A 24,860-nucleotide genomic window follows, 5' to 3' on the forward strand; every position below is an offset into this window, starting at 1 on the left:
TATAAAATTGTAGCGGGCGAATTGCCATTCGCCATAATTGCGGGATGGCAATCCCGCCGCTACACTTCAAAAATCCCCCGGCATCACCTTTTAATAAAGGGGGATAAACATATTTTTGGGAGCGAATTGGCAGAATAATAAATAAAGACCCCCCCCCTCTTTATAAAGAGGGGTTGGGGGAGATTTCGTGGGAGAGATTATGAAAACCGGAAAAGTCGTTTTGTTGTCGTTGTTTATAATTTGTTCTATTAGCAACGTCGTCGTTTTTGCCGCGTCGCCCAAAGTCATACTGCTTATCGGAGACGGTATGGGACCGGGCGTAATGGGTCTGGGCAAATCCTATAACGATGTCGTGCTCAAACAGCCGGCGCTTAATATGGTCAGTATGATGAACGACCCGTCGGCAAGGGTTTCGCTCATCGAAACTTACTCGGCCTCGCATATGGTTACCGACTCTGCCGCGGCCGCCACTGCGATGGCGACCGGACATAAAACCTATAACACCGCCATCGGCGTCGATGAAAAAGGCAATCCCCTGCGCTCCGTTTCCGACGAGGCGATGTCCCGCGGAATGTCGGTGGGGCTCATAACAACCTGCGAAGTCGTGGACGCCACCCCTGCCGGATTTTCGGCCCACGCCTCCGAGCGCGCCGACAAAGCCGAAATCGCCCGCGGCCAGACGCAAAAAAAAATAGACCTGATTATGGGCGGCGGTGGGCGGTATTTCGACAATCCTCCCGGCTACAAGGTTTTTTATGAAAAAAAAGATCTTAAAAAAATCGCGGCTCTTAAGACGGGCGACAAGGTTCTGGGAATTTTCAACCAAAACGAGATGAACTATGTCCGCGCCCGGAGGGCTGCCGAGCCGTCGCTGCCGGATATGACGAAAGCGGCTCTGGATTTTCTTTCTAAAAACGACAAGGGATTTTTTCTGCTCGTGGAAGGCGGTCGCATAGATCACGCGGCCCACGCCAACTCCGTCGAGGATTTGCTTGAGGACTTTATGGAGTTTGACGAAGTCGTCGGGGTCGTTCTGGAATATCGCAGGAAAAATCCCGACACGGCCGTGCTTCTGGTGGCCGACCACGACACCGGCGGAGTGTCTATGACCCAGCGCGGCAAGGATTCCGGCTACCCTACGCGCGAAGATTTTCTCAAAGAATTAAAAGGTGTGTACTGGACGAGCCGTCAGCACACATCCATTCCTATAGTGCTCACTGTACTGCCCCCGTCATCCGCCGCCGCGTCCTGCACCCACGGCGGTTTCATAGACAACACCGCCATACACGGTATTATTCTTAGGCAGCTTGGCATAGGAAAATAAAGATAATCGTCGAGGGGGCATCAATCCGCCCTGAATCCAAAAAAACCTTGACTTTCATCCCGTAATATATTAGAATATTAACGAATACAAAAGAATACACAGGGAGGCACTGTGTCAAAAACAGTCACCATACGATTATCAGACGAAGAGTATAAAAAAATTACTTCCTGCGCCGATTCCGACCACAGACCCATTTCGAACTTCATCACCGCCACCGTCTTGAAAGAGATAGAAGCATCGAATTACGCCGACCCTGTGGAAATGGCCCAGATTCGAGGCGACAAAAAACTTCTTGAAAAACTGAAGACCGGTCACGGAGACGCCAGGGCGATGAGGGGGAAGCTTGTCGGCTGACGCGGCTTTCAGGATATTTGAAACGAATAGTTTTTTATCCGGCCTCGAACAGGATTTTGGCGGACGCAAGGAAAAGATAAGGCAAAAACTTCTCGCTTATGTTTATCCGCAATTGCGTGGGCAGCCGTATTTCGGGAAGAACATCAAGAAACTTAAAAATTACGAGCCCGAAACCTGGCGGTACAGAATCGGCGACTACCGGTTTTTTTATGAAATAGGCGCCCTCCGCAAGATAGTTTTTATGACGGCGGCCGACAATCGGTCGGACGCTTATTGAAGGTGTTGTTTGCGATTGTGTCGCAGGTTCATTAAGGCCTCTTTATGAAGTGTGCGGTCTAAGCGGGAGGAGAGGTTTTTGGCGAGAAAAATTTTAATCGTAACGCTTGAAACCACGCTGAAACTTCCCACCGGCCTCGTCGTCTATATCGGCGAAGAACGCAAAATCTCCGCCATACTCAAAGACAATTACAAATCGTCCGAAACCTCTCTCGTATATGAGGCCACCGTCGCAAAACAGGTTGATATCGCCGAGGGGGAAAAAGTATTCGTCGAAGGAGAAATAAAAGGCAAAGGCGCTGATGTTTACATCAAACTTGACAGGCGCGCCGTTTTTCTTCCAAAAACCGAAGGGCAGGTTCTTGCCTCGTATGGAAGCCAAGTCCACATAGACCGCGGTTCGCTCCACGAAGTTAGGGAGCGCGACATCTACGCGATTTACGATTCAAGCGGCAGATATAAAGGTAAGACGGAGATGAGCGGTATCGGCGATAACCAGTCCATCGGACAACTCTATACCGGAGCGAAAAAAGAGGTTGAACCGGGTGACACGGTGAAGTTTCTGGGACAAAGAAAGTTTTTTGGGTTGGGGGTGGCTGCGGCAGCGGTGGTGGTACAAGATCAGACCCCGTCAGGAGGAGGGTTGCTGTTTTGGTGGACTTTCCCCAACGGGTGGGGTATAAACTGGCTTTGGGGTACTTGGTTTTTTGAACATTTTGAAACTGATAATAGATATATATTTAATGTTAATATGCCGACGGTATTCAGAAAAAACTTCTTCTATCCCAACTGGATATCGCCGTACGCGGGCGTATGTATAGCATCCTATATTTCATGGGCATACGTCGGGATTATGGATAGCACTAGCGCATATGGTGCCGGTATTTATCCTGTTCTGGGAGTGGAACTTTTTCAGACGCAACTTTTTCATGTTCATTTAGAGGGAATATATTTAACGACTCCCGAATTAACTCTGCAGGAAAGGAAATTTCAATATGGCGGGTGGGGTTATTCGATGGCTGTAACCACCAACTGGTAAAAATATGAAAGCCCGCGATTAAGACGCCGTTTGTCGCGGCATAACTCACGAAACACTTCATAACGCGGGGGAGTACGAAAAAGGGGGGATAATGAAGTTCAAAGAACTATCCGTCGAGGTCATTCAGAGAAAGATTTTTTTGGTCCGAGGCGTCAAAGTAATGCTCGACAGCGATTTGGCGTTTCTTTACGGCGTAGAGACGAAAGGATTGAACAAAGCGGTAAAACGAAATATCGAACGTTTTCCGAGCGATTTTATGTTTCGCCTCACCGCCGACGAGGCGGAATCTTTGAGGTTCCAATTTGGAACCTCAAATGTCAGAGTAGATTCTTTAAGCGCTCCGTCAAAGGCATTGAAGTCAGGGGAGATTGCGGATGACTCTTTGAGGTTTCAATTTGAAACCTCAAACATTGCCGCAAGGGGCGGTCGGAGATATTTGCCTTACGCCTTCACCGAGCAGGGCGTCTCGATGTTATCGGGCGTTTTAAGGAGCAAAAAAGCGGTCGAGATAAACATACTGATAATGCGCGCCTTTGTGGTATTGAGGCGGATTTTGGCATCCAACGAGGCGCTGTCAAAAAAAATGTCGGAAATGGAAAAAATCGTATCGGCGAATAGCCGGGAAATAATAAATATATGGGAAGTTATTAAGCAGTTGATGACACCGCCGGAAGAGGCGCCCAAGAAAATAGGATTCGTAAAAGGCAGGTAGAACGGTAGAAAGTGAGAGAGTATGAAAATTGACCATAAGAACAAAACATCCGGCATTCAGCACATTTTATCATTCTACCTTTCTACCCGCCTTTATTTGATACGAACAGTTTGACTTTTTAATCCGTATTTTGTTTAATAACCACTCGTCGTAAGCCGCACAAATTCCTGTCGCTTGCAGCCGGAGAGTAAAAAAATGTCCGGAAGAAGAAAGACAGTCAAAGAAATCCTCCTCGAAAAGAAGCTGATCAACGAGGAGCAGCTCGCTCAGGCGCTCGCCGAAGCCAAAAAAACCAACCAGCCGCTGGAACAGGCCGTGGCCCGTCTGGGCTTCATAGACCGGCTGTCCCTGCTTAAAACCCTCTCTATCGAGTGGGGCGTAAAATCGATGGATCTTGAAGCCATCGAAATCGACCCCGAAGTCGTCAAAATCATCCCCGAACAACTCGCCCGCCGCCACCGCGCCGTTCCTTTTATCAAAGAAGAAGAATTTCTTTGCGTCGCAATGGCCGACCCCAAAGATCTTTTTGCCGTAGAAGACATACAACTCAGAACAAATATAAGCGTGCAGGTGTATCTGGCTCTTCCCGACGACATCGCCAAATGCCTCGACAAGGCCTACGGTATAGGCGAAAGCGAAGTCGTAAAAAAACTTCTGAGCGACCTGGATAAAGGCACCGATGGCGAACTTGATTTCACTCCCACCCAGTCGCAGGAACAGGCCGACATCTCCGACGTGGACGCCACGGCGCCCGAAGTCGAGAAACTCGTCAACGCCATAATAATGGAAGCGCTCTCCCGCAAGTGTTCCGACATACACATAGAGCCGCTGGAGAAAAAGTTCATCGTAAGATACCGCGTCGACGGAGTCCTTACCGAATGGGATCACGTGATACCCAACGCGTACAAAAACGCCCTCATCGCAAAACTTAAAATAATGACCAACCAGATGGACATAACCGAGCGTCGCCGTCCTCAGGACGGGCGCATACAGGTTATGGCCAAGGGCAACCCCATAGAGTTCCGCGTCAACATTCTGCCCACGGTGTTCGGCGAGTCGTGCGTTATGCGCATACTCGACCGCTCGTCGGTGCAGGTTGATCTGGTAAAACTCGGTTTTCTGCCGGATACGTTCGAGAGATTCAAAAATCTCCTGGCAAAACCCTACGGGCTTATACTCGTTTGCGGCCCTACCGGTTCGGGTAAATCCACCACGCTTTACGCCGCGCTCAATTCCATCAACGAGCCGGACACAAAAATACTCACCGCCGAAAACCCCGTCGAATACAATCTCGACGGCATTATACAGGTCAACGTTATTCAGGACATAGGTTTCGACTTTTCCGCCGCGCTCAGGGCGTTTTTAAGACAGGATCCCGACGTCATAATGGTCGGTGAAATCAGAGACAAAGAAACCGCTCAGATAGCTATGGAAGCGGCTATGACGGGACACTTAGTTTTTTCCACGATTCACACCAACGACGCGCCCTCCGCCGTGGCCCGACTGCACGAAATGGACATACCTTCGTTTCTTATCGGCTCGTCGATAGAAGGCGTGCTGGCGCAGCGTCTTATACGGCGTTTGTGCAAGTGCAAACAACCGGCGCCGCTTGAAGATAAATACATAGAGCTTTACCAAAAATACAACATAGATGTAAAAGGCGCGACTTTCTTCAGGCCGGTGGGATGCGACGTCTGCCGCAAAACCGGATATAAAGGCCGTCTCGGCATTCACGAACTCCTTCTTATGGACGAGGAAATACGCAGAATGCTGCTCACCGAGGTTGCGTCCGGACCCATAAGAGACCTTGCCGTCAAGCGCGGAATGAGATTGATGTTCGCCGACGGCCTGATAAAAGTGGCGCAGGGACACAGCACTATCGAGGAACTTCTGGCGTCGGTGCAGTAATCCGCTAAACCAATGACACATCATAACAACAGCGAACTATTTAAGAACATACTCGGCATCGCGAGGAATCTCACGACCACTCTCGACGTGGATATTCTTCTTAAAAAAATAAGCGCTCTGGCCGAGGAAAAACTCGACTCCGAAGCGTCCGCCATTATGCTTCTTGACGACGACGGAAAAAATCTGTCGTTTAAGGTCGCGGGCGGAACCAAAGGCGGAGTGATACAGAGGATGAAAGTGCCCGTCGGACAGGGCATAGCCGGTTCCGTGGCCGCCGAGAAAAAACCCACCATAGTCAACGACGTTTCCAAAGACCCGCGATTTACCGGCGTTCAGGACAAATCGAGCGGTTTTCAGACGAAGAAAATCCTCTGCGTGCCGATGATGATAGAAAGCGACCTCATCGGAATAGTCGAAGTGCTCAACAAAAAAGAGGGCGATTACACCGACGACGACAGAGAAGTCCTCGAATCGCTGGCGTCGATGGCCGCCGTCACCATAAACAATGCCAAAAACGCCGAGGAACAGCGCAATTTCTTCGTCAACATACTCGAAGTCCTGGTAGCCGCAATCGAGTCGCGCGACACAAAACTTGCGGGACACAATATGCGGGTCACCCAGATAGCCACGGCGCTCGGCCGCCACATGGGGCTCGCCGGAAAAGAGTACAAGGATCTTTATTATGGCGCGATGCTGCACGACATAGGAATTCTTTTCGCCAAGGGCTCCGACGGAATCGTAGTTTCCGGCGGGTCGCCGGGCGATGACGACGCGCATCCGTCCGCGGGCGCCAATATGCTTGATCCGATAAATCTTCTTAAAGGCGCGGCCCGCATAATACGGCACCATCACGAGAATTTCGACGGCACCGGCCGCCCCGACGGCCTGGCCGGCGAAGCCATCCCGACGGGCGCCAGGATAGTCCACATTGCCGAAACCGTCGACGAGATGCGCACAAACGGCATGGACGCTTCCGCCATCAACCGGATGCTTTCAATGGGCAAAGACATACGTTTCGATCCGAAGATCGTCGACGTTTACATAAACGAAATATCGAACCGCGAATAGCCGCGCGCACGGCGTCTTTCGACGCGTCGGCGGCAATCTTTTGCGCAACCCCCGCCGGTTTTCTATGAGAATCGTTCCAAACCGACTTATACAATCGACCGTCGAGCGACTCAGCCGGAGCATGAATCTTTATCTTCCGCCCGATGTCCTTGCCGCCCTTATCCGCGCCCGTCGCGCCGAAAAAAAACCTTCGGCCCGCAATATCCTCGACGTCATCATTGAAAACGCCGACTGCGCCCTCAGGACAGGCGCCGCGCTCTGCCAGGACACCGGAACCGTGGAAGCGTATATCGACGTGGGCGACAACGCGGCGGTTTCCGGCGGCTCCATAGAGTCCGCCGTCGAAAAGGGAGTGCGCGCCGCGTATCTGAAAAACGGATTCCGCGCCTCGATTGTCTCCGACCCCATCGAACGCAAAAATACTCTCGACAACACGCCCGTTTCGTTCTATTTTACGCGGTCGCGCGGCAGCCGCATCAAAATCTCCCTGATGGCCAAGGGCGGCGGCTCCGAAAACGTAAGCGCCGTAAAGTTTATTCCGCCGTCGGGGGGATGGGACGCCGTCGGCGAATTTATTCTTGATACCGTCAGAAAAAAAGCGCCTTACGCCTGCGCGCCGGTTATCGTAAGCGCCGCGGTGGGCGGGGGTTTCGCCTCGGCTCCTCTTGCAGCTAAAAAAGCGTTATTTCGTAAAATCGGCGACAGGAATCGTTCGGCCGTTTACGCCGCGCGGGAAAGAAAACTTCTGAAAAAAATAAATTCGACAGGCATCGGTCCAATGGGACAGGGCGGTTCCACGACGGCTTTGGACGTTTTTCTGACGCCGCTGCCGTCTCATATCGCAACTTTGGCGTGTGCCGTGGCCGTGCAGTGCCATTCGATGAGACGCGCGTCGGCGGTAATTTAAGAAAATCCGCCTGCCTTTGTCGCAAAGATATAATGAAAATTCTGATAATAGATTCCGATAAAATGATGCGCGACGTCCTCCTGAAGGCGCTGTCTTCCGCGGTTGTGTTTTCTCCGTCGGAAGCCGACGATATCGAAGACGGCGCATCTCTTGCGGCTTCCATTTTGCCCGACTTTGTGCTGGTAGACATGGACGCCATCGCCGATGACCCTGCGGCCGGAGTGGCGCGGCTCAAAGCGGCTTCTCCGTCGGCGGGCATAGCGGTGATATCGGGGATGGGCGTCGACGAAAACGCCGTGCGCGCGGCTCTTGCGGCGGGCGCGTCGAACCTTTCAAAGCCGTTCCGGATGGAGCAGCTCAAACTTATCGTGGGCATCGACGGCTCCTCGCCGAGCGCGCCCGAGTCCGCCGCCGGAGCGCGAGGAAAGCCCGCGCGCGAAGGCGTGTCGCCGTCGCGCCGGAAGAATATTTTGCTCGGCGCCGCCGCTTTGGCTGTCTCGGCCGGGCTGATATTCGCCGCGCTTAAAATTTTGTCGCCGTCGGCGCTGCCGCCCGCTTCTTTCGACGTTGAATCCCAAAACATTTCTTATCTGGCCTGTTCCGGCGGACGGCTCTACGTTACGGACTGGCTCGAACAGGGCGTTTACATATATTCGATTCCGAAATCCGCGGCAGAAAAAAATCTGCTTCCGGCCGGCGTTTACAAGAAAAATGATTTTCAGCCGACGGCGGCATCCGCGTTTGGCTCGGAACTCTGGGTGGCGGATTCCCTGCAGGGACTGTTCGTGCGTTATAAAATAGCCGCTGGCGGAAATTCGATACTTCCCGACAAAAACTTTCGTTCGCCGTCCACTTCTCCGTCGGGGATACTTGCCGAAAAAGACGCCGTATGGAGCTATGATTTCAACACCAGAAAACTTTATAAGCACACCGCGGCCGATATGAGCGTTGCGGCGGTTTACGATTTGCCCATAGAAACGCCCTGCGGCATGGCGCGTCTTTCCGGACTTTTTTACGTGGGCGACACCCGCACGGGACGCATAGTCGCGCTTAATCCGCGCGATATGACCATAGCCCTTGTCGCCGAGCCGCGTGAATATTCCGGCGGCAAAGAAAAGATGGTGGGACTTTGCGCGGATGCGGTAAACATCTGGACTGCGTCCGAGAGCGGCAGGATATTCCGCCACGACCCGTCGCGCCTATCGGGAGAACTTAAATAATAAATTAACGAGACGTCCCCGTCTCGTAAACGGAAAAATTATGAACACGCAAAAAAGACAAGAACTAAAAATTCGCCGCGCCGAAGCGGAAGCCATGGGCGGCGCCGCCGCCGTCGAAAAACAGAAAAAGGGCGGGAAACTGACCGCCCGCGAGCGGCTTGCCGAACTTTTCGACAAGGATTCTTTCGTCGAAACCGGCGCGCACGTGCGTCATCGCTCCACGGATTTCGGCCTCGATAAAAAAGTTATTCCGGCCGACGGAGTCGTAACCGGTTTCGGCGCTATCGCCGGCCGCAAAGTCGCGGCGTTTGCCCAGGATTTTACCTCGTCCGGCGGTTCTCTGGGCGAAATGCACGCCGCCAAGATAACCAAAATAATGGATTTCGCGCTGGCCGCGGGAATACCTCTTATAGGCATTAACGATTCCGGCGGCGCGCGAATTCAGGAAGGCATCAAAGCCCTCGCGGGTTACGGCGAAATATTTTTGCGCAATACGCGCGCGTCGGGCGTGATACCTCAGATATCGGTGATCCTGGGGCCCTGCGCCGGCGGAGCGGTATATTCTCCCGCGCTTACGGATTTTGTTTTTACCGTCGACAAGGTCTCCAAAATGTTTATTACGGGGCCCGAAGTGATAAAGACGGTGTTGGGGGAGGAAATATCGATGGAAGACCTGGGCGGAGCCCTTGTTCAGAACGACACAAGCGGAAACGCGCATTTCTTCGCCTCCACGGAAAAAGAGTGTTTCGCGCAGGTGCGCGAGCTTCTGTCATATCTGTCCGATGTCCCTGCGCCGTCCGCCGGAGCGTCCGCTGAAATTTCAGGGATTGTCCCCGCCGACCCCAAAAAACCCTACGACGTCCGCGACCTTATAGCGGCCGTGGCCGACGGCGGGAAATTCCTGGAAGTCCAGAAGCATTTCGCCGCCAATATTGTCGTCGGCTTCGCCCGTCTCGACGGCAAGTCCGTCGGAGTTATAGCCAATCAGCCGAAAGTCCTGGCCGGCGTTCTCGACGTGGATTCGTCCGACAAAGCCGCAAGATTCATAAGATTCTGCGACGCCTTCGGCATACCTCTGGTTACGCTCGTCGATATGCCCGGCTATCTGCCCGGCGTCGACCAGGAACACGCGGGCGTAATCCGTCACGGCGCGAAAATGCTCTACGCCTATTCCGAGGCCACCGTAGCGAAACTCACCGTGATACTCCGCAAGGCCTACGGCGGCGGATACATAGCGATGTGCTCGCGCCATCTGGGAGCCGATTTCGTGTTCGCCTATCCGACGGCGGAAATCGCCGTTATGGGGCCTCTGGGCGCGGCCAACATTATTTTCAAAAAAGAAATAGAATCGTCGGCCGACCCCGAAAAAACCAGACAGGAAAAGATGAAAGAATACGCCGACAAGTTCGCCTCGCCGTACGTGGCCGCCGCGCTCGGATACGTCGACGATGTGATATACCCCGAGGAGACGAGGGAAAAACTCATCGCCGCGCTGTCGACACTGAAAAATAAAAAGACCGCGCCGTCTCCCCGTCCGCGCAAGCACGGCAACATACCGCTATGACCGACGCCGATAAACTTATTCTGGAAGACGGGACATATTCGACCATAGTTCCGTCGAAAAAACGCCCGCGCTCCGTCCGTCCGGACCCGCTGGCAATATCGGCTCCGATACCCGGCGTCGTCGCCGCTCTGCTCGCCAAAGAGGGCGATGTCGTCGAAGCCGGACGTCCCGTGCTTTATCTTGAAGCCATGAAAATGGAAAACGAACTTTCGGCCGCTGTTCCGTCACGAATAGAAAAAATATGCGTTAAGGTTGGCGACCGCGTCAAAAAAAATGATATACTTGTCCGCCTGTCCGCCCGCGACACAAAAAAATGAAAAAACCCCTCGAAGGCATAAAAGTAATCGATTTTACCAGAGTCCTTTCCGGACCTTACTGCACGATGATGCTCGCGGATATGGGCGCCGACATAATTAAGATAGAGCGCCCCAAAACGGGCGACGATTCCAGGGCGTTCGGACCTTTCATCGACGGCGAAAGCGGATATTTCATAAGTATAAACCGCGGGAAAAAATCCGTCGTGCTCGACCTCAAAAACCCCGAAACCCGGACCGCCGTCAAAAAACTTTGCCTTGCCTCCGACGTGCTCGTCGAAAACTTCCGCCCGGGCGCGATGAAAAAACTCGGCCTCGATTACGACTCTCTCAAACAGGAAAATCCCCGTCTTGTGTATTGTTCCATAACCGGCTACGGCCAGGACGGCCCCATATCGCAGTACGCCGGATACGACGTTATCGCGCAGGCCGTCGGGGGAATGATGTCCATAACCGGCTATCCGGATTCTCCTCCGACGAGAGTCGGCACTTCCATCGCCGACGTTCTATCGGGTATGTTCGCCGCTTACGGAATCGCCGCCGCTCTTTGCGGACGCAATTCGAGCGGCGAGGGCGCGCGCATAGATATTTCAATGGTGGACTCGGTAATGGCCGTGCTTGAAAACGCCGTGGTGCGCTACGGCGCCACGGGCAAAACGCCTGAGCGTATCGGCTCGAAACATCCCTCGCTGTGTCCTTTCGACATATACGAAGCCAAAGACGGATACATCGCCATCGCCGCCGGAAACGACAGTTTATGGCGCGAGTTCGTCACAGCCATAAAGCGCGAGGAACTCATTTTCAAAAAAGAATTCGAGACGAATGATCTCAGATGCCGCAACGAAAAGAAACTCAAAAGAATAATCGAGGATTACACTCGGGTTCACACGATAAAAGAACTTCTCAATAACCTCAATAAACACGGTATACCCTGCGGGCCCGTAAACGATCTCGCTCGCGCGGTCCGGCATCCGCAGATTCTGCATCGCAATATGATTGTGGAGCTCGACCAGAAAAAAATCGGCAAAATCAAAGTCGCCGGCACGCCGGTAAAAATTCCCGGTGTCGACGATAAACACTTTGCGCCCGCGCCTCTTCTGGGGGAACATACGGAAGAAGTTCTGAACGCATTAAACAAATCAAATAACTAAAATTAGAGAGTTTTGGTGAGATATAATTACGAGTGGGACTATAAGAAAGCGGTTTATAATCTAAATAAACACGGTGTAAGTTTTGAACGTGCGAGCAGTGTCTTCTGTGATCCAAGGGCTATAAGCATTTACGATAAGGGACATAGCGTCGACGAAGAAAGGTGGATTACGCTCGGATTGGATAGAAGCGGGGTTTTGGCGGTCGTCGCGCATACTTTTGTTGGAATGACGCATGAAATAAAAATAAGAATAATTTCGGCCCGCAAGGCGACGAAAAAAGAGACCAGTCAATATCCGGGGTGACGATTATGAAAAAAGAATACGATTTTTCCAAAGGTGTAAGAGGCAGGTTCTACAGCAAGTCGGCACAGCATCATATACCGGTTTATTTAAATCGTTCTCTAATGAGCGACTTATTGAAACTGGCAGAACACAAGGACGTTGAAATCGAAGATATGGTCACGGAATTGCTTGACAAAGATATTTCTATAGTCAAGGCGGTCTTGGCAAAATAATTTTCGGAGGCAATATGTCCCACGGATTTCACGGAAAGATTCTTACGATTGATTTAACTTCGGGAAAAATCGGCGAAAATACCTTAAAAGAAGCCGATGTTAAAAAATACACATTGGGCTCCGGCCTGGCCGCCCGCATACTTTACGACGAAGCGCCCCCGGACGCGGCGCCGCTGTCGGCGGAAAATCCCATACTTTTTCTTTCCGGACTTCTTACGGGAACGATAATCCCGACCGCCTGCAAAATGTCCGTATGCGCGAAATCGCCGCTGACCGGTATCTGGAACGAGGCCACCGTCGGAGGGCATTGGCCGGCCGAGTTCCGCGCCGTCGGCTATGACGGCATATTATTGACGGGAAAATCCCCGGAACCGGTTTATCTTCTTATAGCCGACACCGTAAAAATTCTTCCCGCCGACGACATTTGGGGCAAGGACACTTACGAGACCGGCGAGATTTTGAAGGTCCGCCACGAAAAGCATCTGGTCGCGGCCATCGGTCCCGCCGGAGAGAATCTTGTAAACTTCGCGGCGATATGCTTTGACCCGCCCAACTCGCGCTTCGCCGCGCGCGCGGGGATAGGAGCCAATATGGGCTCCAAGAACCTCAAGGCCATCGTCGTAAAAGGCCAGGGCAAGCGCGTTACCGTCGCGAATCCGGAAAAACTCAAATCCCTTCTGAAAGAGCAAATCCCCAAGATAAAAGAAAACGCCAAAGCCCTCGGCGAATTCGGCACTTCGGGAGGCGCCCCTGCTGTCGAGTCGTTCGGCGATTTGCCGATAAAGAACTATGCCGTCGGAGCGTATCCCGATGTGGTAAAAATATCAGGGCAGGCAATGCGTGAAAAAATATGGGTTAAGCACTACGCCTGTTGGGCGTGTCCCATCGGCTGCGCAAAAATTGTCAAAGGTGAATTGGCGGGTTTCGGCAAATTCGAGGGGCATTATCCGGAATACGAGACCCTCGGTATGCTCGGCTCGAATCTTCTCGTCGACGACCTTTATCTTCTTGCTTACGCAAACGAACTCACAAACCGTCTTGGAATGGACACTATTACGACGGGCTCCGTTGTCGCGTTCGCCATCGAATGTTATGAAAAGGGAAAGATAAATAAGTCCGACACCGGCGGCATAGAATTGAAATGGGGCGACGCCAAGTCCATTATCGAACTCATAAAAATGACGTCCGCAAGAGAGAAAATCGGAGCGGCTTTGGCTCTGGGAGTTAAAGAGGCGGCGGAAAAAATAGGAAAGAATACCGTCGAATATATATCTCACTCAAAAGGCCTCGATTATCCCGCGCACGATCCCCGCGGCCACGTTTCGATGGCGCTTTCATACGCTACGTCCGTAAGAGGCGCCTGCCATCTGGAGGGCCTTACGTATTTTCTCGACAGAGGCGTTCCCGCCAAAGACCTGGGAGTCACTGCGCCTACGAACCAATTCGACGAGAACGGAAAACCCAAGATTGTTTTTGATATGCAGAATTTTCTATCATTATTCAATCCGCTGGGGCTTTGCAAGTTTCTGTTTCACGCCCGCGTCGGGCACACTCAGATTGCCGAGTGGGTCAACGCCGTTTGCGGCTGGGACTGGACGCCCGACGATTATATGAAGACGGGCGAGCGGCTCTTCAACCTTAAACGTCTCTACGGCACGCGGCTGGGCATATCCAAGAAAGACGATTTGCTTCTTACCCGCGCGAATTCTTATCCTAAAAAAGAAGGCAAGGCCAAGGGCGTCGTCGCCAATCTGCCCAAAATGCTCGACGAATATTACGCCCTTCGCGGATGGGACGACGAGGGCATCCCGACGGAAAAGCGCTTGAAAGAACTAGGGCTTTAAAATAAAGAGCGAGAGGAATTATCTCTCCGTTGCACGGGAGTAAAATTGTGAAAGATTCCATGAGTGTTTACGGTATGGGTTTTATCGGCGCCGCGATTTATTTTATCCGACACGCTTCAAGTTTCCGGAGCGGCGCGCTCGGTGTTGTAAAAGCGCTTTTCTGGCCGGCGTTTATGGTCTACAAAGCGCTGGAAATGTTATATAAATAATCGAGGAGGAAAGTTATGTCAAGAATCGTCAAATGCGGTTTGATACAGGCCGCCAACGTCCTTGAGCCGAACAAGCATTCGATCAAGGAAATCAAAAAGGCAATGATTGCCAAACACGTGAAGATGATAGAGGACGCGGGAAAGAAAGGCGTTAAAATTCTCTCGCTTCAGGAAATTTTCTACGGGCCTTATTTCTGCGCCGAGCAGGACACCAAGTGGTATGCTACCGCGGAAACGATACCCGGACCCACGACTGACCTTATGTGCAAACTGGCCAAGAAATACAGAATGGTCATAGTCCTTCCGATTTACGAGACCCCGATGACCGGAATATACTACAACACCGCCGCCGTAATCGACGCCGACGGAACGATTGTCGGCATCTATCGCAAACATCACATACCGCACGTCAACCCGGGCTTCTGGGAAAAGTTTTACTTCAAGCCGGGCAACACCGGTTATCCGGTATTTCAGACGGCCTACGCCAAGGTCGGCGTTTACATCTGCTACGACCGTCACTTCCCCGACGGAGCACGCATACTGGGCTTAAACGGCGCCGAGATAGTGTTCAACCCTTCGGCGACTGTGGCCGGCCTCTCGGAATATCTGTGGAAACTTGAGCAGCCCGCCCACGCCGTCGCGAATCAGTATTTCGTCGGCGCCATCAACAGAGTGGGCTGGGAGCGTCCGTGGAATATCGGCGAGTTTTACGGGCAGTCCTACTTCTGTAATCCCAAAGGGCAGATGATTTCCGTCGGCTCGCGCGACAAGGACGAACTCGTTACGGCGAATCTTGACTTCGACCAGATACTTGAGGTCAGAAACACGTGGCAGTTCTTCAGGGATCGTCGTCCGGACAGCTACGGACCTCTCGTCGAGCAGCTGCCGTAAAAAGCAGGCAATAGATAAAAAACATTGCCGAAACCAAATAAAAATGTCGCGCTTCGTCTATATGCGCGCGACGGCAAGGAGATACGTAATGGCGAACATTTCCATTAATTTTTGCGGAATCAAATCGTTGAACCCTTTCTGGCTGGCTTCCAGCCCCGTTACCAATAACGGAGAGATGATACAAAGAGCGTTTGAGGCGGGATGGGCCGGAGCCGTGTGGAAGACGCTGGGGCTCGAAGAGAAAACCCCGATAGTAAACGTCAGCCCGCGTATAGCCGGTCTCGACTTCGAGGATAAAAAAGCGATCGTTCTTGAAAACATCGAGATGATAACCGATCGCTCGCTTGACGTCAATCTCAAGGAAATGCGCGAGACGAAAAAGAAATATCCTAAAAACATAATCATAGCGTCTCTGATGGTCACCAACGACGAGGAGTCGTGGACGGAAATAACCAAAAGAGTGCTTGATTCCGGCGCCGACGGTCTGGAACTTAACTTCGGATGTCCGCACGGCATGCCCGAAAAAGGCATGGGCGCGGCCACCGGCAAAAACCCCTCCAACGTCGAGAAAGTATGCGCGTGGGTCAAAAAGGTCTCGGGCAAACTTCCCGTGATAGCCAAACTTACGCCTAACATCACCGATATGAGAGAGCCGGCTCTTGCCGCCAAAAACGGCGGCGCCGACGCCATCTCCGCCATAAACACCGTGCAGGGCATCATCGGAGTGGATCTTAATACTCTGATACCCCGCCCGACGGTAAACGGCAAGTCCGCGCTGGGCGGGCTTTCCGGCCCCGGCGTAAAACCCATAGCGCTGCGTTTCGTCACGGAGCTTTATCTCGACAAGCGCCTCGGTCTTCCGATATCGGGAATGGGCGGCATAACAAACTGGCAGGACGCCGCGGAATTTTTGCTGCTGGGCGCGTCGGGACTTCAGGTGTGCACGGCCGCTATGCACTACGGCTATCGCATCATCGAGGACTTAAACGACGGGCTGTCGAACTTTATGGACGAAAAGGGCTTTAAGACGATACCGGAAATGGTCGGTGTCGCGGCGCAGAAGATTTCTTCGCACGCCGCTCTGGCCAGAGAGCCCCGTCCGTTGAGCAAAATAGACCGCGAGCTCTGCACTAAATGCGATCTCTGCTATCTGGGCTGTTCCGACGGAGGCCATCAGGCCATAACGCTCGACAAAGAGCGCATACCCACGGTCGACGAGGAAAAATGCGTCGGTTGCGGCCTTTGCGCCACGATTTGTCCCGTCGAGAACTGCGTCACGATGGCGTATAATAAATAAATGAAGCCGCCGTTATACCGGCGGTTTTTGCGGAGGTTTTGTAGGGACAGGTCGCGACCTGTCCCTACGCCCCCCGCGATTGACGGAACGTCATAAAATATGTTTGAAAAATTCTTTCCCAAAAAATGGCATCGCGTCGCCGTTTCCGTCGCGGCGACGATAATCGCGGTCTATGCCATCGTCTATATAGATGTTGTGGCCCGCGCCCGCCACGCGTATATGGAGGGGGAGAAATATTGGCAGTGGCACGAACAGCCGTCTCTTAAAGCCGCGTTTTTCGACGAGAAACTTGTAAACGAAAAAACTCAATTAAAGAAGCGGCTCGATAAAGGCAAAATCTCCGCCGACGAATACGACGTGCGCGTCGAGATAATCGAGGCGGGCAATCAAAGAGAACGCGAAGAATCCTCCATAAAATACGCCTACGTCTGGTACAAAACCGCCGTCGAACTTTTCTCTCCGCCCGAGTCGAAATGGGTAAAACTCTCCCGCCAAAAAATGCCCCTCGCAAAAGACCTCTGGAGAAAAGAACTCAAAGCCAAAAAGATCCCGTTTGAAGAGTATATGCTGGATTAGGGGTGAAAATTGTTCGCGGTTTTATTGTCATTCCCGCGAAAGCGGGAATCCAGATTGAAAGATGAAGAAGTATTTTGTCTATATGTTGAGCAGTAAACGCAACGGCACTTTATATACTGGAGTTACCTCGAACATTATAAAAAGAGTTTATGAGCATAAAGAGGGTGTGGTTGAGAGTTTTACCAAAAAATACAAAGTCCATAATCTGGTTTGGTATGAAGCGCACAATACCGCGGAGTCGGCAATTTCCAGAGAAAAACAGATAAAAAAATTGAACAGGGGCTGGAAGTTGCAGTTGATTGAAAAAGAGAATCCTCATTGGGACAATTTGTATCCGTGTATTTGCGGCGCGTTATCGGTATAGGTTATTTAAATTCTGGATTCCCGATAAAGGCATTCGGGAATGACAAAATAGTAGGCGGGAATGACGGGGTAAGGGTTTTTTAATTGGCTCAGTTTATGAAACTCACCGAAGAAGAAAAAAAAGAAATGCTCGAAGATGCCCGCTCGCCGTCGCGTCGCGCGGCTTTCGCCGAGGCAAGGCGCATTACCGACGAGTATTCACGCCGCCTTTCGCACGAAGAATATTTCGAGTGGCTGAAAACCATATCCGAGATTTTGCCGGTTAATCGCACAGAGCCATCCCGCCGCTATTAGAGCGATAGTCCTACCCACTCTTACGAACTGCTGTTTCGGGCGCCGGCGCCTTTTAATATCTCGGAACGCGCGGTTATTTCTATTTTATCCTCGCCTAATATCTTTGCGATAATTTTAAGCGGCTCAATCTCATATTTAATCTCCACAAAGGCATTATATTTCATATAATCCTCGGCGAAAGGCGACATAAGAATCCGCGCGAGATTGAGGGGATTTCCTTCCGCCGAAAATGTATTGATGTCGGGAAAGCGGTTTATCTCGATATTAAACTCAAGTTTTTCTTTTTGGAGTTTGCGCCCTTCTATTCCTTTCGCCGTAAGGTAATTGATAAGTTCTTCTTTTACCTGCTCCTCGTCAAAATTTTGGTGGAGTATCAAATCGGTTCCGTAACGGGCGGCGGAAAGCAGTTGCTGGCGTGTAAGGACATATCTTGAAGTTTCAACTATAAAACAAAGAAGCGCTATTATCACGGGGAATAATATCACCGTTTCTATGAGCGCCTGACCTCTTTGTGAGCGAGTGGCAAATAGCCAATAGCGATTAAGCGGGCGACGGCAGGGGCGGCCGAATCTTTCAAAAAACATTTTAATTTTTCTCATAGATTCACACGCTATTTGCTATTTACTTTTTATCAATGCACAAACGGCCCGTCGACGGGCACCAGATGAGCTTCCCAGCCATATTCGAGCGCCGTCCCCGTCAAATTATTTTCAGGATTGGCGGACTCGTCGTACCTTTTTATCGGCGTGTCGGGTGAAGTCATCGCGTATGTGACTGATACCGCCGCGATAGCGCTTACCGTCGCGGCAAGAGTCCCCGCTATACCGGCAAGCGCCCCTCCTATAATAGGTATACTGCCCACTTCCCCGGCAAGCCGCGACATCTCTTGTAAACTTTCATTCAACTGCGTTACGGCGATAGGTATCGTCCGGATTGACATACCTGTGGAATTATTTTTTTCCAAAGGGAAGGAAGGTCCGCGCGGGTTGTATGCCGCGGCGGAAGCAACCGCCATTGTGCCGAACCACGGATTGGTGAATCTTATACCGAGCAATTTCCCAAAGGCGGGATAACCTTTCGGCGCCGATTTAACGACGGTAACGGTGATTTTTCTATTCGCGGCGAAGTGATTTTCATTATCTATATAATACCACGAAACATCGTCGGTGCGGTATTCTTCCGGCAAAAATACATGCGCGTGCTTCCCGGGCGGCCAGCTCACTTCGTAAACCTTTGTCTTGTAATATTTTATTTTCAAATCATTTTTTTTAAGCCCTGATATTTTAAGAGGCAATACCACCGCCAGTCGCGCGCCTGTCTTATTGCCCTCCGAGTCGTACTGCTGGCGCGCGGCGATTTCGTTTGCCAGCAATTGAGAAACCACCGGATACATATCAATAAGTTTTTTCTGCGCTTCGGAATAAGTTTTTACCAAAGAAGCAAGCGCGGCGACATGACGGCTTTCTTCGCGGCTCTCAAACCCGATACCCAGAAATGTCGGAGGCATTTTACATATAGCGTCGGCGGGATGGCCGACATATTGTTGGTTGTAAAGCGCTATGGGAGTAAGAGCGGGGTAAGCGCCCGCGGCAAGCGCGCGTCCTATGGAGTTATTAAGATAACCGATTGTATTAAGGACCCGCGCCTGATACTGAGCGACGGCAAGGGCGGCATTGTCGGCGGCGTTCTGCATCATCATACGTTCCTGAAGCAACTTCGCTATATTGATAATGGCGGCCCACGCCCCTACAAGGGCGAACATCATCAGGATAAAATAGGGGAGCGCCTGCGCGCTGTCCGGTCGCGCCCGGCGATGATGAGGCGGGTTTTTCCGTCGGAGAAAATGTTTCAGCAGCATATCTGATTTAGCGGCTTATAAAAATAAACCGGCGTTTTTTGAGGGGGGACAAGAATCTTTCGCCTGCGTTTTTTTCAACTTCTATTTACCATTCTTTGGCGCCCGGGTATGCTTTTATGAGGAAATCTTTATCGGGTGATTTCACCATTCGCGCTCTGGCGTTGGTCGGAAGCGTAAAAGGTATAGCCAATCGCGAATAAAAACTTCCCGCGCGTCCGTCGGTTATTATGAATGGGTCAAATTCTCCCAAAAGCGGCTGTAAGACGCCCGCGAACATAAGTTTCGTGACATACTTGACATTTACATTATATGTGTAGATGTAATTGCCCCCGTGGTCTTTGTTTTTGACACCTAACGGACGCTTCCTCCAAACGTTGGCATTTATGGGGATAAAGTTATCCATGGAAAAATGCGGCGCCAGAAGAGCGAATGCCGCTAATTTCGTGATCTCGTCCACATCCCGCCGGCTGGATGCCACGACGGCGGCGCGGCAGGAGGCAAATGCCGCCTCGTTGGCGATGAGGGAGTTTATGGTAATGAGGGATATTTGTATTATCGTAAATATCACCGCCGTCAGAAACAGCATAGTCACGATGACGTTCTCAACGAGACCCTGAGCGCTTTCGTCGGAAAGAATACCCCATTTTGGGCTTCTTTGCGCTGAACGGCAGGAAGAAGGACAATCCCCGAACATCCGCCTTCGGCGAGGACGATACAACGACGACGACAACGACAACTCCCGCATTGCCGAAGACGAAGATAGCGCCGAGGGCGGTACAGTCCTAAAACAATTCTCTTTGCTCATATCACGTATCCGGTAACAACTCGACGGAGATTCAAACAGAACATGAATATTGCGCTCACTTTACAGCAATTCCCCCTTATATCCCGCTACAAGGCAGCGGGATGCAAAAGACGCAAAAGGGGGACACAGGGGGTTGTGATATTCAACAATCATCAGCGACAAAATGTGCGATAAACTTGTCCTCAACTTGGTTGGGGATCGCACCGCTACAATGACATTGGGCGCGGGCTTTTAATTTTAAAAAATCCCCTTTTAATTCCCCCTTAACAAAGGGGGTACGGGGGTTGTAAAATCGCCGAGAAAAACACAACCCCCTTGCCCCCTTTTCTAAGGGGGAATTAACTATTGCCCGACGACGCGCCTTCCATCCGACGCCGTTTTTGTCTTTATTATTCACTATTTACTGCTATACATTAAACGGGTTATTCGACTGTCACATCAAGTTTGCCGACTGCTGTCTGAAATCCGACAAGGTCGCTCAGGAGTACGCCTATTTCATATTCGCCCGCCGGTAAATCTTTAATCGCCTCCAATGATATCTCATTGATGAATTTGGCGGGTTTTTTGTCCAGCGGCTTTTCCACATCAAGTATGGCGGGCTTGATAAAAACAATGTTGCCCCGTCGGTCGCGCAATACAAGGTCTTGTCTTATATGTATCAGCGGGGATTTATTTTTCAGGCGCACGGCGAAAAGATTCGACGCGTCATAACTTATAATTATCTTATCGGACCGCCCGAAAGATATATTTCTTCCGCCGTCCGGCGGGGTGGCATTATCTATTTTAAGATTTACTATTTTTAACGGCTTGGGCCGTCTTTTAAAGACAGAAAACCCGCCGCTCGAACCGCGCCGCGCCAAAGACAAAACCCTGATTAGCCCGACGACAGCCAAACAAATCACAACGACTCCCGCCATCGCCGCCGCCGTCAATACGGCTTTTCTTCTTATTGTAAGGTTATCCATAAATTATATTCTTATTGAATCAACTATCTTCTGGACGCTCTGCGCGTAATCGTCCACTTTTTTCTGGTAGCCGTCTATTTGGCTATTGACGGAATTTTTTATTTTGGCTATCTGTTTCCTGCCGGCGTCAACTTCTTTGTCGGCGGCCGCGCGGAGTTTTTTCACCTGCGAGTTTATGTTGTCAATGTCTTTTTGACCGGCGGCGACCAATTTGTCGGTTTCACCTTCGTAAAACGCTATCCGAGCGTTTATCTTTTCTAAATCTTTCGCGCCGGAAGCATTATCCATTTGGGTCTTCAACTCGTCTATGCGATTGCGCAAAGAGACCGCCGCTTTATCGGCGTCCGCATACACTTCTTTTGCGCTATTTACCAGATCTCCTACTTTTCCGTCAAGCGTAGACCGCATATCCGCAATTTCACCCTGTAATGTTTCGACCATCGCGTTGGCCCGCGCGCGCTCTTCGGCCACCGCTTGTTCGACGGACAGCCATCGCGCGTCGACCTCTTCTCTTAAAACATTTATCCGGTCGCGGATGGCGTTTACTTCCGCCTGAACGGCCGCGACTTTTTCTTGGGCTCCGGCAACCACGCCATATTCGGCGGAGAGTTCAAGAAGTTCGTCTATATTTTTTTGGCGGACGGCTATCTCATCTTCGATGCGACCTTTCGCCGCATCAAAGTCGCCGAAATAGCCGTTTATCGTATCTTGCGCGGACGCTTGAGCGCGGGATATATCGTTTTGAACTTCCGATATTTTACCGTCGGCGGCGCGGCGGGCTTCTTCTGCGCGCGCTTCTAATTTTTCGGCCTCGCCGCGGGCGGCGCCGCGGGTATCGTCAATCTGAGCCGTCAAATTATCTATCTCTTTTTGTACAGGCGCTATTGACTCTTTTCTTTTCTCTTCCGCGGCATTAGCCGTTTCTTTAAGATTTTTTATCGTCTCTCTTAATGGCGCCGCCGCCGCGTCCACGCCGGAGCGGGCGGTTTCTATCCTATTCTCCAAGGCGTCTATCCGCGAATTAAAATTATCCCGCACTTTTTCAATCTCGCTTTCAATTTTTGACGTCTCTTTGTCCGCGCGGGATTGAATGTCGTCTATATTCGCCTGCGCGCCCGCTATCTTATCCTTGAATTCCGAGAGTTTGCCGTTTATCTCTTTCTTTATCTTTTCGACGCTTTCCTGAGTCGATTTTATCGCCGCCTCAATCGCGTTGAATAACGGAATGTCCGCTACAATCTCTCCGTCGGGGGACGACCCCGATGCGCTGCCATAAACGTAAGCAGGCAGGCGCAATGCCGCCGCCAAAACTATCACACTTACCAAAAAAACCGGCACACTTACAAAAAACAACCGCTTAAAACCGGAAAATGTGTTACACATATCTCCCTCCTTTGTAATTTATTTCAATTGCCCGTCACGGTAACGGATTCATCCTCAAAATAGCCGTTTTAATAAATTTCGAGCCGAACGCCGAACAAAGCGCTCTTATTTGAAGCAGCGCGAAAAACGCCATCACCGCCGCCACCAATATATATTCCACCGTCGCCTGAGCGGTTTCTTCACGGGCGATATCGGCAAAATGGTTCATAGACCGACGACACATATAGTAGTCCGGTTTGTCGGGACCTGTCTGGATTAAGGGGGGCGTTCGCTTCTCTATTGAATAATTATCCGGCGATCCCCCCGTGTTTCTTTTAACCGACGAAATACAGGAATATTGTACAAGTGGATTGTAACGATATTGTATCGATGAAAAAATATTTTCAGCAGTTATCCCGCGGCTCTGCCGCCCGCGAGCCGGGATTTTTGGCAACCCCCGTAACTTTTGCCGGATATAGTCGGTAAAAACATTAAATTCAAATTTGCGTTTTATATTATTTAATGTGTATCATATAAAGGTATAGTCGGGGTATTTCAGCGACTGATACGATAACTTTTAATATTCCCTCTTGGGAGGTAACGGCAATGTCATTCGATTTAGTCATCAAAGGCGGGAAGATTGTGCTTCCCGAGAAAACGTTTGTCGCCGATATCGGGATTAAAGACGAAAAAATCGTTTCGATCAAAAAAGAAATCAAGTCCAACGGCGCGCCATCCCTCGACGCAAAAGGGCTTCTTGTGATGCCCGGCGCTCTTGACGTTCACGTCCATCTTCAGTTGCCGTTCTGCGGAACCGTCTCCTGCCAGGATTTCGAGAACGGCACCAAGGCCGCGGCCTGCGGCGGCGTCACGACGATTATGGACTTCGCCATTCAGAAAAAAGGCGAATCGCTGACGAAAGCCGTGGAAGACCGCAAAAAAGAGGCCGACGGAAAAGTCGCCGTCGACTACTCTTTGCACGGCGGAATCACCGATTGGAACGAGACCACCCGCAAGGAAATGAACGACCTCGTAGCCGACGGCATAACGTCATTCAAAATGTTTATGATTTACCGCTCGCAAGGGTGGATGGCCGACGACGGCATACTGTTTCAGGGTCTCGAAGAGACGGCCAAAAACGGCGCGATGATAACGGTTCACGCCGAGAGCGCGTATGTTTTGGATTTGCTCGTCGAACGTTACCATAATCAGGAAATGATGGCCAAGCACGGCGCGTATCTTCACACTCTCACCCGCCCGTGCGTGACGGAATATGAGGCGGTTCAGCGCGCGGCAACGTGGGCAAAAATCACCGGCGGACGGCTTTACATCGTCCATATGTCGACGAGCGAGAGCGCCGAGATAGTCAAGAAAGCCAAATCCGAAGGCGTCAAAATCTGGGCCGAGACCTGCCCGCAGTACTTGCTTCTCACCGACGACGTTTTCAAAAATAAGGAGACCGGACATCTCTACGGCACCTGCCCGCAGATAAAGAAAAAGCACGACCAGGTCGGTTTGTGGGAGGGACTCAAAAAAGGTTACGTCGACGTTGTCGCGACCGACACTTGCACCTTTGACACCCGGCAAAAATCAATGTGGCAGGGCGACTTCACCAAGATTCCCTTCGGTATGCCCGGCGTGGAGACGCTCGTGCCGGCGTTATATACGAGCGGTGTCGCATCGGGCAAACTCAAACCCGGACGTTTCGTCGAGATAGTTTCAACCAACCCCGCAAAACTTTTCGGATTGTATCCGCAGAAAGGCGCCATCAAAACCGGCTCCGACGCCGACATAATGTTGTTCGACCCGTCGAAGAAAGTCGCGCTCGACTACAAAAATCTGCAGACAAACTGCGACTGGTCGCCGTTCCAGGGAATGAAACTCAAGGGGTATCCCGCCGTCACGATTTCGCGCGGGAAGGTCGTCGCCAAGGACGGAAAGTTTGTCGGCTCCGTCGGCCACGGCCGTTTCGTGAAGCGCAAGGCGTGGGGAAAAATATAAAATAAAACGTAACGCCCGCCGCGTTTTGCTCCCCGAAGGCATT

Annotated in this window: 26 protein-coding genes; 21 read left to right on the plus strand and 5 right to left on the minus strand. The window is 51.3% G+C overall.

All coding sequences use genetic code 11. The annotated features are described in order from the left end of the window. Nucleotides 1-199: 199 nt before the first annotated feature. The 20 genes from CVU77_03740 to CVU77_03835 all read left to right on the plus strand — a co-directional run bounded on the left by CVU77_03740 (nucleotide 200) and on the right by CVU77_03835 (nucleotide 17,826). Nucleotides 200-1,324: a hypothetical protein gene (locus CVU77_03740; protein ID PKN01628.1), complete on the plus strand. Its 1,125-nt coding sequence runs from the start codon at nucleotides 200-202 to the stop codon at nucleotides 1,322-1,324. Between the two features lie 111 nt (nucleotides 1,325-1,435). Further along, nucleotides 1,436-1,678 (plus strand): CopG family transcriptional regulator, encoded by a 243-nt coding sequence (locus tag CVU77_03745; GenBank protein PKN01629.1) that lies wholly within the window; start codon nucleotides 1,436-1,438, stop codon nucleotides 1,676-1,678. Continuing rightward, on the plus strand, nucleotides 1,668-1,955 hold the full coding sequence (locus tag CVU77_03750; GenBank protein PKN01630.1) for a hypothetical protein: 288 nt from the start codon (nucleotides 1,668-1,670) through the stop codon (nucleotides 1,953-1,955). The genes CVU77_03745 and CVU77_03750 overlap by 11 nt, the downstream gene beginning before the upstream one ends. A 78-nt stretch (nucleotides 1,956-2,033) precedes the next feature. After that, nucleotides 2,034-2,993: a hypothetical protein gene (locus CVU77_03755; protein PKN01631.1), complete on the plus strand. Its 960-nt coding sequence runs from the start codon at nucleotides 2,034-2,036 to the stop codon at nucleotides 2,991-2,993. A gap of 91 nt (nucleotides 2,994-3,084) precedes the next feature. Further along, nucleotides 3,085-3,705, plus strand: a complete 621-nt coding sequence (locus tag CVU77_03760) for a DNA-binding protein (GenBank protein PKN01632.1) — start codon at nucleotides 3,085-3,087, stop codon at nucleotides 3,703-3,705. A gap of 195 nt (nucleotides 3,706-3,900) precedes the next feature. Further along, nucleotides 3,901-5,613, plus strand: coding sequence for a hypothetical protein (locus tag CVU77_03765; protein ID PKN01633.1), 1,713 nt, complete (start codon nucleotides 3,901-3,903; stop codon nucleotides 5,611-5,613). A 12-nt stretch (nucleotides 5,614-5,625) separates the two neighbouring features. Next, nucleotides 5,626-6,681, plus strand: coding sequence for a hypothetical protein (locus tag CVU77_03770; GenBank protein PKN01634.1), 1,056 nt, complete (start codon nucleotides 5,626-5,628; stop codon nucleotides 6,679-6,681). Between the two features lie 64 nt (nucleotides 6,682-6,745). Beyond that, nucleotides 6,746-7,588 (plus strand): fumarate hydratase, encoded by an 843-nt coding sequence (locus CVU77_03775; protein ID PKN01635.1) that lies wholly within the window; start codon nucleotides 6,746-6,748, stop codon nucleotides 7,586-7,588. Nucleotides 7,589-7,620: 32 nt separating this feature from the next. After that, complete coding sequence (locus CVU77_03780; protein PKN01636.1) at nucleotides 7,621-8,808, plus strand: hypothetical protein; 1,188 nt, start codon at nucleotides 7,621-7,623, stop codon at nucleotides 8,806-8,808. 40 nt (nucleotides 8,809-8,848) lie between these two features. Further along, nucleotides 8,849-10,372, plus strand: coding sequence for a methylmalonyl-CoA carboxyltransferase (locus CVU77_03785; protein ID PKN01637.1), 1,524 nt, complete (start codon nucleotides 8,849-8,851; stop codon nucleotides 10,370-10,372). Next, nucleotides 10,369-10,689: a hypothetical protein gene (locus CVU77_03790; protein PKN01638.1), complete on the plus strand. Its 321-nt coding sequence runs from the start codon at nucleotides 10,369-10,371 to the stop codon at nucleotides 10,687-10,689. Before CVU77_03785 ends, CVU77_03790 begins: the two co-directional genes overlap by 4 nt. Then, nucleotides 10,686-11,837: a carnitine dehydratase gene (locus tag CVU77_03795; protein PKN01639.1), complete on the plus strand. Its 1,152-nt coding sequence runs from the start codon at nucleotides 10,686-10,688 to the stop codon at nucleotides 11,835-11,837. Before CVU77_03790 ends, CVU77_03795 begins: the two co-directional genes overlap by 4 nt. 15 nt (nucleotides 11,838-11,852) lie before the next feature. Continuing rightward, on the plus strand, nucleotides 11,853-12,140 hold the full coding sequence (locus CVU77_03800; protein ID PKN01640.1) for a hypothetical protein: 288 nt from the start codon (nucleotides 11,853-11,855) through the stop codon (nucleotides 12,138-12,140). Nucleotides 12,141-12,145: 5 nt separating this feature from the next. Next, complete coding sequence (locus CVU77_03805; GenBank protein PKN01641.1) at nucleotides 12,146-12,352, plus strand: hypothetical protein; 207 nt, start codon at nucleotides 12,146-12,148, stop codon at nucleotides 12,350-12,352. A gap of 14 nt (nucleotides 12,353-12,366) precedes the next feature. Next, the gene (locus CVU77_03810; protein PKN01642.1) at nucleotides 12,367-14,196 is read left to right on the plus strand and encodes an aldehyde ferredoxin oxidoreductase; all 1,830 of its coding nucleotides are present in this window, start codon (nucleotides 12,367-12,369) and stop codon (nucleotides 14,194-14,196) included. Between the two features lie 224 nt (nucleotides 14,197-14,420). Then, nucleotides 14,421-15,296, plus strand: a complete 876-nt coding sequence (locus tag CVU77_03815; protein PKN01643.1) for an acyltransferase — start codon at nucleotides 14,421-14,423, stop codon at nucleotides 15,294-15,296. Between the two features lie 88 nt (nucleotides 15,297-15,384). After that, nucleotides 15,385-16,593 (plus strand): NAD-dependent dihydropyrimidine dehydrogenase subunit PreA, encoded by a 1,209-nt coding sequence (locus CVU77_03820; protein PKN01731.1) that lies wholly within the window; start codon nucleotides 15,385-15,387, stop codon nucleotides 16,591-16,593. A gap of 99 nt (nucleotides 16,594-16,692) precedes the next feature. Continuing rightward, a complete protein-coding gene (locus CVU77_03825; protein PKN01644.1) occupies nucleotides 16,693-17,169 on the plus strand; it encodes a hypothetical protein in 477 nt (158 codons plus the stop codon). A 61-nt stretch (nucleotides 17,170-17,230) separates the two neighbouring features. Then, complete coding sequence (locus tag CVU77_03830; protein PKN01645.1) at nucleotides 17,231-17,533, plus strand: endonuclease; 303 nt, start codon at nucleotides 17,231-17,233, stop codon at nucleotides 17,531-17,533. A 95-nt stretch (nucleotides 17,534-17,628) separates the two neighbouring features. Beyond that, nucleotides 17,629-17,826, plus strand: a complete 198-nt coding sequence (locus CVU77_03835; protein ID PKN01646.1) for a hypothetical protein — start codon at nucleotides 17,629-17,631, stop codon at nucleotides 17,824-17,826. A 20-nt stretch (nucleotides 17,827-17,846) separates the two neighbouring features. Here CVU77_03835 and CVU77_03840 read toward each other — a convergent pair whose 3' ends face one another. The 5 genes from CVU77_03840 to CVU77_03860 form a co-directional block, all read right to left on the minus strand. Continuing rightward, nucleotides 17,847-18,425, minus strand: a complete 579-nt coding sequence (locus CVU77_03840; GenBank protein PKN01647.1) for a hypothetical protein — start codon at nucleotides 18,423-18,425, stop codon at nucleotides 17,847-17,849. A 32-nt stretch (nucleotides 18,426-18,457) separates the two neighbouring features. Further along, entirely contained in the window at nucleotides 18,458-19,684 is a 1,227-nt protein-coding gene (locus CVU77_03845) for a hypothetical protein (GenBank protein PKN01648.1), read from the minus strand. Between the two features lie 85 nt (nucleotides 19,685-19,769). Next, nucleotides 19,770-20,378, minus strand: a complete 609-nt coding sequence (locus CVU77_03850) for a hypothetical protein (protein ID PKN01649.1) — start codon at nucleotides 20,376-20,378, stop codon at nucleotides 19,770-19,772. Between the two features lie 533 nt (nucleotides 20,379-20,911). Continuing rightward, nucleotides 20,912-21,454: a hypothetical protein gene (locus tag CVU77_03855; GenBank protein ID PKN01650.1), complete on the minus strand. Its 543-nt coding sequence runs from the start codon at nucleotides 21,452-21,454 to the stop codon at nucleotides 20,912-20,914. A 3-nt stretch (nucleotides 21,455-21,457) separates the two neighbouring features. Then, complete coding sequence (locus tag CVU77_03860) at nucleotides 21,458-22,837, minus strand: hypothetical protein (protein PKN01651.1); 1,380 nt, start codon at nucleotides 22,835-22,837, stop codon at nucleotides 21,458-21,460. Between the two features lie 585 nt (nucleotides 22,838-23,422). Here CVU77_03860 and hydA point away from each other — a divergent pair. Continuing rightward, nucleotides 23,423-24,817 (plus strand): dihydropyrimidinase, encoded by a 1,395-nt coding sequence (gene hydA / locus CVU77_03865; protein ID PKN01652.1) that lies wholly within the window; start codon nucleotides 23,423-23,425, stop codon nucleotides 24,815-24,817. Nucleotides 24,818-24,860: the final 43 nt, after the last annotated feature.

Source organism: Elusimicrobia bacterium HGW-Elusimicrobia-1, assembly GCA_002841695.1.
Lineage (GTDB): Bacteria > Elusimicrobiota > Endomicrobiia > PHAN01 > PHAN01 > PHAN01.